Below are 13,950 nucleotides of genomic sequence, written 5' to 3'. Positions count from 1 at the left end.
TCGGCCTACAGTAGTTTTTCGAATTCGTCGGCAGGGATGGCAGGGGAGAAGAGATAACCCTGCATCTCATCGCATCCGGCATCAATCAAAAATGCCTTTTGCTCTTCCGTTTCCACACCTTCAGCAATAACTTTCAGGTTGAGTGCGTGGGATAGATTGATGATGGCAGAACAAATGGCCACATCACTGTCATTATCAGGCGCTTCTTGCACAAAAGAGCGATCTATTTTCAGTTTATTGAGCGGGAAACGCTTCAGGTAGTTAAGGCTGGAGTAACCGGTACCAAAGTCATCAATCGAGAGCTTGACACCCAATGTGGCCAAGGCCTGTAGCTTTTGTAAAGCGTCCTCAGCATCATTGATAAGGATGGATTCGGTGAGTTCCAGTTCTACGAATGCAGGACTTAACTCAGCAGCTTGCAATGCCGCACTGACGATTTCAACAAAATTGCTCTGTTGGAATTGCAACGCAGATACATTGATAGCAATGATAATGTTTTTACTTTTCCACTGTGAGGCTTGTTCTATCGCGGTTTTTAATACCCAATTGCCTATCGGGATAATGACACCCGTTTCTTCAGCAACCGGAATAAAGTGTGCAGGGCTAACATTGCCCAATGCCTCATCATGCCAGCGGATAAGTGCCTCGGCACCAACGATGGCACCTGTTTTTAAATCAACTTGCGGCTGGTAGTAGAGCTTGAATTGTTGTTGTTCTAGCGCGAGGCGCATGGCATGATCCAGCTTCATCCGCGATAGCAGACTCATATTCATCTGCGGTTGATAGAAGCGGAAACCAGACCGTCCACGCTCTTTGGCATGATACATGGCGCTGTCGGCATTTTTGATCAAGTCATCAAACGTGAGTCCGTCTTCAGGATAGAGTGCGATGCCTATGCTGCAAGTAACCGTAAAATTAATGTTGTTGATGGTAAATGGCATGGACAGTGCATCTAATATGCGCTGTGCGCTGATTTCTACCCCGCGCGCATCCGTTTGTTCCAGCATCAATACAAACTCATCCCCACCTAATCGAGATGCAATGTCAATTTCACGGATATTGTCACGCAGACGCTGAGCAACTTCCACCAGCACTTGGTCGCCATATTGGTGACCCAGAGAGTCATTAATTTTTTTGAAGTGATCCAAATCCAGAAACAGTACGGCAAAGCTGGTGTGATTACGTTTGGCAAGATTGATGCTGTGCTCAAGTTTCTGATCCAGGTGCAAACGATTGGGAAGTCCCGTCAGCGTGTCATGGTAGGCAAGTTCTTCTATCCGTTGCTTGGCAATGTGTGTTTCGGTGAGATCCTTGAGGAAACATAAATGGTGATAGCTGTTATGGAGACTATCTTCTATGCGCACTATGGATGCGAGTACCAGATACATATCGCCATGTTTGTTTTGATTCCACATCTCAGCTTCCCAATAACCCTGGGTTGCCACTTCTTCCATTACTTGGGCTAGCTGTTCACTATCACAACTGAAAGTGAAAATGCTGCAAAGTTTAAGACTTAGTAACTCGAGCTGTGTGTAACCAGTCAGTTTTTCGCAACTCGGGTTAGCTGCAATCACCTGATGATCGCTATCAGTAATGAAAATAGCATTCAGACTGGCTTCAAATACTTTTGAAGCCAGTTTTAACCGTGCTTCATTTGCGACTTGCGTGCTGATATCGCGGTAGGTATAAACTTTGCCTATCGCTTGTCCTCTGGCATATTGCGGCAGGGTGATGCATTCAAAAATACGGCCTGAGCGTAAGGTGAGGGTGGATGTGGTATTAACTAAAAGTGGATGTGCTGAAATTTCATCAGTGGTCTGTTGGTTACGATGTAATACAGCCTGATCTATCCAGCTGAATACGGCATAGTCATCACGTTCGGTGAGTAAGTGTTCGGGCATTTCCCATAGTTTTGCAAAGGTCTGATTGTAAGCACGGATGCCGTGATGCAGATCAGTTACCAATAAACCATCGGCTGAGGATTCAAGCGTGGCACGTAATTCGGCAATGAGTCGTTCCAGTTCCAGTTCTGTGTGACGTTGCTGGGTCATGTCACGAATGGCAACGATATAAAAGTGGGCTTGAGCCGTTTTAGCAAGACTCACTCGACGTTCTACATTGAGTAAATGACCATCATGGTGACGGATTAAACTCTCGGAATTGATTTGGTGGGATAAGCCGTTTGCAACATCTTCCCAGAAAAACATATCTTCAGGTGTGGCGGCTAATGCAACTACGGGTTTGTTGATAAACCAGTCAGGCGTTACGCCGAGCAAATCTGCAGCAGCCCGATTCGCAATAATAATTTTGAAGTCTATCGGACTGACCAGCCAGACAGCATCCAACATGCCTTCAATTATGGCTTGCCAATGGCTATTCATGATGCTGTCGACGTGATGATTTGACCACGCTCAAAAAAATAACAGGCGCGTTTGCGCGGTGATAGGTAATCGTATACAGCCTTCGGTAACTCTATGGGTTTGATGCTGCGTTGTATATTCAGCTCTGGATGGGTTGTTAAGTCCAATATTAACGCGTCATCAACAGGTATGTTACGGTCATAGACGATAATATTGGGTTTAAGTGGTCGGGCGCTATTAACGCTGATGACTATCGCATAACGATTATCAGTTAATTGCACAGTGGAACCCGGTGGGTACACACCCATCATGCGAACAAAACGGGATATCGTATCCTGATTAAACTGATTACGCATTTTGGCAAAAACGATGGAAATGGCTTCGTGAGGAGTAATAGCCAGGCTAGGATTGGCTGGGTTGCATAAATTGTCATAGGCATTGATTAAGCCAACAATTTGGCTGGGAATAGGGATGCTCATGTCCATTAAACGGGCAGGAAAGCCCGAACCATCATCACGTTCGTGATGCTGTGCAATCATTAGCTGAATCAGTGAGTTGCACCCCATTTTCTTTGCAATATTGACACCCAGAAGTACATGGCTTTCATACAGGTTTTTTTCAGCACCTGTCATTTGTTCATTAAACGAGCGCACACGATACGGGAGCATGATTTTGCCAATATCGTGCAATAGTCCCGCTATGCCGACTTCGGCTATTTGTGGCATGGACAATCCCGATGTCTTAGCCAATAACATCGAGAGTATGGTTACGTTTAATGAATGTAGCGTGTTCTGTTCAGCGTTGTTTTCAGATAGCAGACGGATGGCAATATCATCGTGACTGAGAAAGTCAGTGATCATGTCATTAATCAGTTTTTCCGCATTTTGTAATGCAAGCCCCGCATCTTTATCGATGTTTTGGGTGATTTTCTGATAAATCAGTACTGCATCATTAAAACGGCGATCACTTTCCAGTAATTGATTGCGTTGCGCGCGCAGTATGGATTGATGTTGCTTTATACGTAGTTCTTCGAGTGTAGGGATGGGCTGTGTAATATCACTACTGGAAATAGGCGTAGCAATGATTTTTTCGTCGCTATAGTCCGGAGCATAACGTACCTGAGCCAAGCCTAATGTGCGTATCGTATTGATTTGAGCTTGCGACTGAATTTTAAAATGATTCAGCGGAAAAGGATGCTGCATCCAGCCCAAGTCCAGATAGACGTAGTGCCCGATGCGGAGGTCACTGACATTAATGATTTGGGTTTGGCTGATGTCCATATTGTTTAAATATGATCGTTATGATTATGATTACATCTCATCGTAGCACGCCATTGCGCCTATGTGTCCATTTTTTTAATATCATGGTGACATCATCCACATAGGTGTAAACCACGGGAATAATGAGTAGGCTCAATAACGTCGAAGTGATTAATCCACCTATGACGGCGATTGCCATTGGTGCCCGGAAGCTAGGGTCTACACCCAAGCCTAGTGCAATGGGTAGCATGCCAGCACCCATGGCGATGGTGGTCATGAGGATAGGGCGAGCGCGCTTGCTGCAGGCATCAACAATGGCATCGTGGCGGCTCATGCCGTGGTCACGGCGGGCGACGATGGCATATTCGACTAGCAATATCGAATTTTTGGTGACGATGCCCATGAGCATAAGCAAACCTATCAGCGACGGCATGGAGAAGCTGCTGCCTGTGAGATAGAGTGCCGCGAATGCACCGCCGAATGCGAGTGGCAGAGCGGCAAGTATGGAGACAGGTTGGGCAAAGTCGTGAAAGAGCAAAACTAAAGTGAAGTAGACTAAAAGCACACCTGTCATCATCGCCAGTCCAAAGCTGCCAAATAATTCTTGCATGCGCTCGGCATCACCAGAGTCACTACGGAATACGCCAGGTGGCAGGTGCTGCATGCTGGGTAGTTGCTCCACAGCTTTGAAAACATCACCGAGTTGTTGTCCATTCAGTTCGACATCTATCGTTACATTGCGATTACGGTCTAGTCTGTCGATTTGCGCCGCACCACTGCCCATGGTGATGTGGGCAATATTGGCAAGCTGAACGTCACCATTTTTGCCTGGTACGCTTAATTGGCCGATGCTGTCCAGATTTTGCCTGATGCTATCAGGCAGGCGTGCACGTATCGGGATCTGGCGTTCACTGAGATTGAGTTTGGCGAGTGCGGCGCTGTAATCTCCGCTGGTAGCGATACGTACGGTATCAGCCAAATTGGCTGTGGTAACGCCTAATTCCGCAGCACGAGCGTAGTCAGGCTGGATAATGATTTCAGGGCGTAGCAAGCTGGCAGATGAGCTGACATTACCTAATCCAGGCAGCGTACGAATATCGCGTACTACGAGCTGTGAAGTGACTGCCAGTAGATTGGCATCGTCACCTGACAAGACTAATTGCAATTTTTCGCCAGCATCCCCACTACCAACAGTGATGCGTACTCCAGGAATAGTAGCCAGACGCTGGCGTATTTCAGCTTCGATATCCTGTTGGGTTCTGCTACGTTGATTGCGTGGTGTCAGGCTGACGGTGAGTTTGGCTTTACGGACTTCTGTACTCGCACCACTGGAAAACAAATCACCACCACCAGAGCCACCACCGATGCTGGTGTAAATTTGCTTGATTTCGGGAATCGATACCAAGTCTAATCGTGCCATTTCAGCACGCTCGCGAGTGAGTGCGAGCGGTGTGCCGGGGGCTAATTCCAGGCTCACAAAAGTTTGCCCGCGATCGCCAGGCGGAACAAAGCCAGATGGCAACAGGGGAATCAATGCAATTGAAGCAAAAAAGAATACAGCAGCTGCGATTGATGTGCCGATGCGGTGTCGTAGACACCATTGCACTAAGGTCAGGTAGCGCTGCATGAGTGCGCTTTCGTGCGCTTTGGCGGGCAGTGGTTTGAGCAGATAGGCAGCCATCATAGGCGTAAGCAAGCGTGCAACTAACAGCGAAGCCATCACTGCTAATGCAGCGGTCCAGCCAAACTGCTTGAAGAATTTCCCGGCAACGCCATCCATAAAAGCTGTTGGCAGAAAGACTGCAACCAGGGTGGCCGTAGTGGCAACAACCGCCAGTCCAATTTCATTGGTGGCTTCCAGCGCGGCTTGCAGTGGCGATTTTCCCATACGTAAATGGCGTACGATATTTTCGATTTCCACAATAGCATCGTCGACCAGTATGCCGACGACCAAAGCCAGCGCCAGCAATGTTACGGTGTTAAGCGAGAAACCAAAATAGTACATGCCGATAAACGTGGGTATCACTGACAGCGGCAGTGCAGTAGCGGCAACCAGCGTGGCGCGAAGGTCACGTAAAAACCACCACACCACCAATATTGCCAGTATCGCGCCTTCATAGAGCAAGTCCATGGAGCCGTCATATGAGTCCTGTACGGCAGTCACCCCATCATAGACTTCGGCGATATGGAGGTTGGACTGATGCTGGGTCAGCTGCATTATCGCAGCACGGACTTTGGCTGCAACTTCGACTTCGCTGGTGCCTTTCATGCGAGTAACTTCAAAACCGACTACGGGTTTGCCATTCAATAAGGCTAGACTGCGGCGCTCGGCGTGAGTGTCCTGTACATCGGCGATTTGATCCAGTCGCACATAACGACCGTTACTGAGGGGGATGCTGGTGGCGGCTAGCGCCTGTGCAGAACTGACTGTGCCGACAATGCGAATGGCTTGCTCTACTTGCCCGACATCGCCGCGCCCACCAGAAGACTCAATTTCTACACGCTTGATTTGGCGTGATACATCCGCTGCAGTCACATGTAACGCAGCAAGTTTGGCGGGGTTAAGGGTGATACGGATTTCCCTGTCGACTCCGCCGACACGGTCCACCTTGCCAACACCAGGTATGGCCAGCAGCAATTTGGATAAGTTGTTATCCACATACCAGGATAAGGCTTCTTCATCCATTTGTGCTGAGGCGATACTAAATGTGATGATAGGGCGACCTGTGGTGGTTACCTTGCTGATAATGGGATCTTTTATGTCCCCGGGCAGATCAGCGCGAACCCGGCTAACGGCATCGCGCACATCGTTGACCGCCTCGCTGGTGTCTTTTTCCAGATTAAATTCGGCGTATGTCAGGGAACTACCATCGGTGATGACTGAACGTATATGCTTGACCCCGCCCAGTGTTGCCAGTGTGTTTTCGATTTTTCGGGCAACGTCAGTTTCTAGTTGGGATGGTGACGCGCCTTCCAGTGTTGTCGTTACAGTGACAACGGGCAGCTCGATATCAGGAAAATCCTGGATGCCCATGCGCTGAAAGCTGTGCAGGCCTAACAGTGTAAGCAGCGCAAATAACAGTATGGCAGGGATGGGTTGGCGTATCGCCCAGGCTGAAATGTTCATGGCTGCTTTGCCGTGACGACGTTAACCAAATCACCGTCATTCAAGAAGCCGCCGCCATCCGCCACGAAACTGTCTTGCGCATTGATGCCAGACAAAATTTCAACATTATTTTTATACCGTGTGCCAGTGTTGATTTGTGTCAGTTGTACATGATGATCAGGGCTCAAACGATACACGTAACTATGCCCGTCACGTTCGATAATCGCACTGGCAGGCAGGCCAAAATTATGTCGTGTGCCCAGAATAAACGTGCCGCTGACATACATACCTGCCTGCGCGGCCGTATGTGCAGGAATATCCACATAGGCCATGCCCAGGCGTGTTTGCGGGTCGATAGTGGGCGCGATGATGCGGACTTTTGCATTGCTGATTTGCTGATTAGGCAGATTGATCTGCGCGATCTGTCCAGGGTGTATTTGGGCTAGTTGCTCAGCCGTGAGTTCGGCACGCCATTCCAGACGGTTTTGGCGTATCAGGCTGAACAGGCTTTGCCCGGCAGGGATGACAGCGCCCAATGTGGCATTACGCGCGCTGATGATGCCATCGTCAGGTGCGGTAATACGGGTTTTTTGCAAATTCAGTTGTTGCCGGTTGAGCGCGGCATTGGCTGCATCCAGACGTGCTTTAGCGGTGAGCGCGGCAGTTTTATACTGGTTAATCTGTTGTTCGCTCATTGCACCCGTACTTGCCAGTGCCAGGGCGCGTTCTGCGTTATTGGTGGCTTCGACTAGCGTAGCACTAGCTTCGGCCTGAGTTGCGCGTTGTTGGCTGAGGTCTGCGCTGGGAATGTCCTCGCTAAATTGTGCTAACACCTGACCGCGCTTAACGATGTCGCCGACATTGACATAAACCGCAGTGAGTTTCAGACCTGTAACTTCGCTGCTGATATCGGCTTCTTGCCAAGCTGCGATATTGCCATTGGCGACGACTTGGATGGGCCAGTCTTGTTCGTGTGGTTGAGTCACGTTGACACTGAGCGCGGGCTTGGCACTCGTGTTAATTGTGTTGGGAGTCGTGTGCGGGCGTTTGAGCGCAAACCATGCACCTGCTGCAATCAGGCTTGCCAGTACGAGTAAGATTTTGGTGGATTTAGTCATGCTTATCTGCCGAGGTATAGCCGCCCCCCATCGCTTTATACAAGCTGACGCTGGCGGTAAGTTGATCACGCTGTAATGTGGTGTATTGATTTTGTGCGTTAATGAGGTTGCGCTTGCTGTCCTCCACTTCGAGCAGGCTTGCTGTACCGGCCTGATAGCGTAATTGGGTGGCGTGTTCGACCTGGCTATAGTTATTAACGCTGGCGAGCGCGTCAATTAAGCGTAATCGTGTGCTATCGAGCTGAACTAATGCCTGTTCGGTTTCTTTTACTGCGCTACGGACCTTCAGTTCGTAATTGGCACGGGCTTCGTCATATTTTGCTTGAGCCAGCGCAGCATCCGCGCGACGTTTCCCTGCATCAAATAATGGAATTTTGAGTGCAGGGCCGAATGACCAGGTGTCTGATTGGCTACTTGCCCCATTCAAATTGAGCCAGGAGATACCGATAGACCCCGTGAGGCTGATGCGCGGATAACGATTGGCCTCAGCGATGCCGATATCAGCCATGGCTGCGGACAGATCACGTTCTGCTGCAGCCAGGTCGGGGCGTTGGCGGAGTATGTCAGCGGGCACGCTGTTGATGTTGAGCATAGGGCTGTCCGGTAATTTGGCTTGTTGCTGGCCAAGCTCGGTAACTAGCGCAGGCTCATCCCAGCCTGTCAGTGCGACCAGTGATTTACGTTGTGATGCACATTCTGCTTGCTGATTGAGATAGCGGTTATGGGCATCCTGTGTGCTGGCCAGAGCGAGTGCGGCATCACTGGCAGGGATAAATTGCTGGGCCAGCTTGAGTTGCGTCAGTGCAGCAGTTTGTTGGCGTGATTGCCAGTCTGCTGCTGCATTGACTGTGGCGATTTCACATGCGCGGTAAGTGAAATAAGTGCTGGCCACCTCAGCTGCCAGGCTGACGCGGGCTTCGTGCCAATTGGCAACTCGGGCATCGTATCGTGCTACAGCAGCATCGCGTGCACGCCGACTGGCACCAAATAAATCGATTTCCCAAGCGCTATCCAGACTGATGCTATTGGCTGTTTGCAAAAATATCTGGTTTCCAAACGGATTGTTTTTGCTGCGTATGGATTTGGCGTTGAAGTCTAAGGTGGGATATAAACCCGCGCCTACGCTTTCGCCATTGGCGCGGGCTTGGGCAATGCGTGCGATAGCGCTGTCCAGATTGGGGCTGCTTGCTTGCGCTTGTTCGATGAGCTTGACCAAGGTTGCATCGTGATACTGTGCCCACCAGTCATCGAGCTTACTGATTTGTCCGTCATGCGGCAGCGGTGCCTGCCAGGCTGTGGTTAATGCTGGGGTTGGGCTGTGGTAAGTCGGGCCGACGCTGCATGCACCGAGCAAGCTCATTAGCAGCAAATATGTTGGGGCACGAGTGAAATTCATAAACTGGTCAGTTGTTGTGTCAAGGGCGTACGTCGCCAGATACGCCACAAATCTATACGCTGACAAAGCCATTCGTATTGATGCGTGGGCGTGTGTGTGGTGATGCGAAGCTGCTTGATTTGTCCTGCTTTCAGTTGTGATAACAGCGGTGCAAACCAGTTTTGTTCGAGCACCAGCATTGCTTCGCGCCAGCCATAATAATCGCCGTATTGCGCAGCGCCAGTGAGCTGGTCGAGAATGACAATCGCATCGTCATTTATATTGTTGATGTTGTCGGGGAGCGCGTCATTAGGCATGTTTGCCAGCAATGCCATGGCACGTATATTGGGATCGTTAGTCCATAGTTTGCCGGTTGCCATGCGCGGGATATCGGGCATAACCCCACCTCCCCAACACCATAGGCTATTTATGGGTAACTCACCCCGTTGTTCACGTGCATCATTAACTGCCAAACTAAAGAATAGCATCTGGATTTCATTATAAAAACGATGCCAGGCCAAACTGTCTGCTCCCTGTGGGAGATGTGGGTCTATATGTTTGCCGGTGACCTGGTTGACCGGTGTAGTACGTAGTTGTGGTATTTTTGCTACACGCAAGTACCAGCGGTCTGGACGCAATGGGTAAAGCAGATAACCATCATCCTTAAAATATTCGTTGAATGCTTGAGCAAATAATTCGGCTTCAATTTGACTGATGCTAAATGCTCCGCTGTCGACGAGCATCAGCTGGTCACGGGTAGCGCGCAGGTGCACAGGGTCGGCGCGTAGCCAGTAATACTGCTCAGGTTTGCCGCCATCAGCTGCGAGACAAATGGGTGCGATGGGGTAGTCCTGTTGATATGGAATTTGAAAATGTGCACATAGCGCAGCCTCTGTGCTCGTGGTAGCGGTGGCAGTTACACGTTTGCTGCGAGCCAGCAGAGTGCTGAGCGCGGGTAGGGATAAGTCTTGCAGTACTGCCGCACACATCTCAGCTGGCGGCATAAGGTCAGGCACGATAAGCCAGGTCATGTGTCTATGCGCATGGATAAATCAACTGCGTGTATATGTTTGGTTATCGAGCCAGTGGAAATGCGTTGCACGCCTGTTTCGGCTATGGCACGGACATTGTTCAAATCAACATTGCCTGATGCTTCAAGTATGGCGCGACCCTGAGTGAGTGCGACGGCGGCGATGAGCTCGGTAATGTTGAAATTATCCAGTAAAATTAATTTTGCGCCTGAATTCAAGGCTTGCTTTAATTCGTCCAGATTTTCTACTTCGATTTGCACAGGTACGCTGGCGTTGCGGGTAGCTTTGAGTACGGCGGCTATGCTGCCCGCTGCTGCAATGTGATTTTCCTTGATTAGAATGCCGTCAAATAATCCGACACGTTGATTCTTGCCACCACCGCAGCTTACCGCATATTTTTGTGCGATACGTAATCCGGGCAGCGTCTTGCGCGTGTCCATAATGACGGCTGAAGTATCCTTTATTGCCTGCGCATACTGGTGTGCGGCAGTAGCTGTGGCGGATAAGGTTTGCAGAAAATTCAACGCGGGACGCTCAGCAGACAGGAGCGCGCGGGCATTGCCAGTGATTTCACAGAGCATTTGATCTACCCCTATGCACTGACCATCCTGAGTGAACCAGTTGATTTTAACTTCTGGGTCGAGTTTTCGGAAGCACGCATCAAACCACTCACGTCCACAGCAAATCGCCTTTTCACGGCTGAGGACATAGGCCGTTGCTATTTTATCTGCAGGAATTAATGCCGCAGTAAGATCGCCCGTGGCGATGTCTTCCGCAAGTGCTGCGGTGACGTTTTGTTGTATGGCGAGGGCGAGTTGTTCTGCGCTGAGCATGGGTTGGTCTGGGTAAATTAGAAGTTGCTTATTGTGCGTGGAGTCTGACAATGTTGCAAGCATGATAATTTAAGACCTGCAGGGTTGAAATTCTATTACTACCCCACATATATAGGCTATTCATAACATACAAACTAAAGAGGGAAGCTATGCGTATCGATAAATTTACGACTCAGTTTCAACAAGCCTTGTCTGATGCCCAAAGTTTGGCGATCGGACAGGATAACCAATATATAGAAGCAGTGCACTTACTCTCGGCGTTAATTGATAATGCGGAGGGTGGCACGACTTCGTTGTTGTCCCGTGCAGGGGCGAATGTACGTGCGTTACGCACTGCGTTACAAGCAGGGATAGATAAGCTGCCTAAAGTGGAAGGGCATGGCGGCGAAGTGCAGATTTCGCGCGATTTGACTAACCTGTTAAATGTTACTGACAAGGAAGCGCAAAAACGTGGTGATCAGTTTATCGCCAGCGAATTGTTTTTGTTGGCAGCATGTGACGACAAAGGTGAAGTAGGGCGCGCATTAAAACAGCATGGCGTGACCAAATTGGCGCTGGATGCCGCGATTACGCAAGTGCGTGGTGGCGAGAGTGTCAATAACGCTGAGGCCGAAGGGCAGCGTGAAGCCTTGAACAAATACACACTGGATTTAACCGAGCGTGCGCGGCTGGGTAAACTCGACCCTGTAATTGGGCGTGATGATGAGATACGTCGCACCATACAGGTGTTGCAACGTCGTACCAAGAACAACCCTGTGCTCATAGGTGAGCCTGGTGTGGGTAAAACGGCCATCGTTGAAGGTTTGGCGCAACGTATTGTTAATGGTGAAGTGCCTGAAACGCTAAAAAACAAGCGTGTGCTGGTGCTGGACATGGCTGCCTTGTTGGCGGGGGCGAAATATCGCGGTGATTTTGAGGAACGTCTGAAAGCGGTGTTGAAGGAAGTTGGCCAAGATGAAGGGCGGATTATTCTATTCATAGACGAGCTGCATACCATGGTGGGTGCCGGTAAGAGCGAAGGTTCTATGGATGCGGGCAATATGCTCAAGCCGGCTCTTGCGCGCGGTGAACTGCATCTGGTCGGCGCAACGACCTTGGATGAGTATCGTAAATATGTAGAAAAAGATGCGGCACTGGAACGGCGTTTCCAGAAAGTGCAGGTCGATGAGCCTAGTGTAGAAGACACCATTGCCATTTTGCGCGGCTTGCAAGAGAAATATGAAGTTCACCATGGTGTGGACATCACAGACCCTGCCATTGTTGCGGCGGCAGAATTAAGTCATCGTTACATAACCGACAGATTTTTGCCTGATAAGGCGATAGATTTGATCGATGAGGCGGCATCACGCGTGCGCATGGAAATTGATTCTAAGCCTGAGGAAATGGATAAGCTGGACAGACGTCTGATTCAGCTCAAGATAGAACGTGAATCGGTGAAAAAGGAAAAAGACGAAGCTTCGCAAAAACGCTTGGGCTTATTGGAAGAAGAAATCGCCAGACTGGAGCGCGAATACGCCGATCTGGAAGAAATCTGGAAAGCCGAAAAAGCCATGGTCGCGGGTACGCAGCATATTAAAGAGCAGTTGGATCAGGCGCGTATTGAAATGGAAGAGGCTAAGCGTCAGGGCGATTGGAATGCCATGTCGGAGATACAGTATGGACGTATCCCACAACTGGAGTCGCAGCTGCACCAGGCACAAGCCGCAGAGAGTGCCGAACAAGCCACACCTAAACGTTTGTTGCGTACGCAAGTCGGCGCAGAAGAAATCGCTGAAGTGGTGTCGCGGGCGACGGGTATACCTGTGTCCAAAATGATGGAGGGCGAGCGCGACAAATTATTGCAAATGGAAGATGTGCTGCATGATCGCGTGGTTGGACAAGATGAAGCAGTGACCTTGGTGGCTGATGCGATACGTCGTTCGCGTTCAGGTCTGGGCGATCCAGGTCGTCCTTATGGTTCGTTCCTGTTCCTTGGGCCTACTGGTGTGGGTAAAACCGAGCTGTGCAAAGCACTGGCCGGTTTCCTGTTTGACTCGGAAGATCACATGGTACGTATCGACATGAGTGAATTCATGGAAAAACATACTGTGTCGCGTTTAGTGGGTGCTCCTCCGGGTTATGTTGGCTATGAAGAAGGTGGTACGCTTACCGAGGCTGTGCGCCGTAAGCCATATAGTGTGATCTTGCTGGACGAGGTTGAAAAAGCGCATCCTGATGTGTTTAACGTATTGCTGCAAGTGCTGGATGATGGGCGGTTGACCGATGGTCAGGGGCGCACGGTAGATTTCAAAAATACCGTTATCGTCATGACCTCTAACTTGGGTTCGCAAATGATACAGCAGATGCAAGGCGAACCTTACGCAGTGGTGAAAGAGGCGGTGATGGGCGAGGTGAAAACCTACTTCCGTCCAGAGTTTATCAACCGTATCGATGAGGTTGTTGTGTTCCACGCATTAGGCGCAGCTCACATCCGCAGTATCGCCAAGATACAGCTGCAATATCTGGCCAAACGTCTGGCAGCTATGGGCATGGGCTTTGAAATCAGCGACGCTGCTCTGGATGCACTGGCTGAGGTTGGTTTTGATCCGCTGTTCGGTGCGCGACCACTCAAACGTGCTATTCAGTCGCAGCTGGAAAACCCATTGGCAAAATCTATCTTGTCTGGAGGGTTTGCTGAAAAAGACATCGTCCACGTTGATTATCGTGATGAGGCAATGGTGTTTACCAAGTAATTTTTTTGCAGCGATTCGATATAAGCGGGATGAGGTAAAACTCATCCCGCTTTTTATTTTATTGGTTGGTTGCATTATTAAAATGTCCAAATTTTGTGATATCGTTGTCACACTAGAAAATCAAGATGGGAGCGCG

Annotated in this window: 8 protein-coding genes; 1 reads left to right on the top strand and 7 read right to left on the bottom strand. The window is 49.7% G+C overall.

Translation table 11 applies throughout. The features are described from left to right. Nucleotides 1-5: 5 nt before the first annotated feature. The 7 genes from SFSGTM_RS09805 to nadC are packed head-to-tail and all read right to left on the bottom strand — an operon-like array spanning nt 6 to nt 11,082. Nucleotides 6-2,381: a sensor domain-containing protein gene (locus SFSGTM_RS09805; protein ID WP_162084996.1), complete on the bottom strand. Its 2,376-nt coding sequence runs from the start codon at nt 2,379-2,381 to the stop codon at nt 6-8. Further along, on the bottom strand, nt 2,378-3,640 hold the full coding sequence (locus tag SFSGTM_RS09800; RefSeq protein ID WP_162084995.1) for a cyclic di-GMP phosphodiesterase: 1,263 nt from the start codon (nt 3,638-3,640) through the stop codon (nt 2,378-2,380). The genes SFSGTM_RS09805 and SFSGTM_RS09800 overlap by 4 nt, the downstream gene beginning before the upstream one ends. Before the next feature lie 37 nt (nt 3,641-3,677). Beyond that, a complete protein-coding gene (locus tag SFSGTM_RS09795) occupies nt 3,678-6,746 on the bottom strand; it encodes an efflux RND transporter permease subunit (RefSeq protein WP_162084994.1) in 3,069 nt (1,022 codons plus the stop codon). Then, nucleotides 6,743-7,843 (bottom strand): efflux RND transporter periplasmic adaptor subunit, encoded by a 1,101-nt coding sequence (locus SFSGTM_RS09790; RefSeq protein ID WP_162084993.1) that lies wholly within the window; start codon nt 7,841-7,843, stop codon nt 6,743-6,745. The genes SFSGTM_RS09795 and SFSGTM_RS09790 overlap by 4 nt, the downstream gene beginning before the upstream one ends. Then, nucleotides 7,836-9,239, bottom strand: coding sequence for an efflux transporter outer membrane subunit (locus SFSGTM_RS09785; protein WP_162084992.1), 1,404 nt, complete (start codon nt 9,237-9,239; stop codon nt 7,836-7,838). Before SFSGTM_RS09785 ends, SFSGTM_RS09790 begins: the two co-directional genes overlap by 8 nt. After that, nucleotides 9,236-10,249 carry a phosphoglycerate mutase gene (locus tag SFSGTM_RS09780; RefSeq protein ID WP_162084991.1) on the bottom strand — a complete coding sequence of 338 codons (1,014 nt, stop codon included), beginning with the start codon at nt 10,247-10,249 and terminating at the stop codon, nt 9,236-9,238. The genes SFSGTM_RS09785 and SFSGTM_RS09780 overlap by 4 nt, the downstream gene beginning before the upstream one ends. Next, nucleotides 10,246-11,082 carry a carboxylating nicotinate-nucleotide diphosphorylase gene (gene nadC, locus SFSGTM_RS09775; RefSeq protein WP_162084990.1) on the bottom strand — a complete coding sequence of 279 codons (837 nt, stop codon included), beginning with the start codon at nt 11,080-11,082 and terminating at the stop codon, nt 10,246-10,248. Before nadC ends, SFSGTM_RS09780 begins: the two co-directional genes overlap by 4 nt. 149 nt (nt 11,083-11,231) lie before the next feature. Between nadC and clpB the strand changes: the two genes are divergently transcribed. Continuing rightward, nucleotides 11,232-13,814 carry an ATP-dependent chaperone ClpB gene (gene clpB, locus SFSGTM_RS09770; RefSeq protein WP_162084989.1) on the top strand — a complete coding sequence of 861 codons (2,583 nt, stop codon included), beginning with the start codon at nt 11,232-11,234 and terminating at the stop codon, nt 13,812-13,814. Nucleotides 13,815-13,950 lie beyond the last annotated feature (136 nt).

Source organism: Sulfuriferula nivalis (assembly GCF_009937995.1).
In the GTDB taxonomy this organism is placed as follows: Bacteria; Pseudomonadota; Gammaproteobacteria; order Burkholderiales; family Sulfuriferulaceae; genus Sulfuriferula; species Sulfuriferula nivalis.
This window is presented reverse-complemented; position numbering and strand designations above follow the sequence as displayed.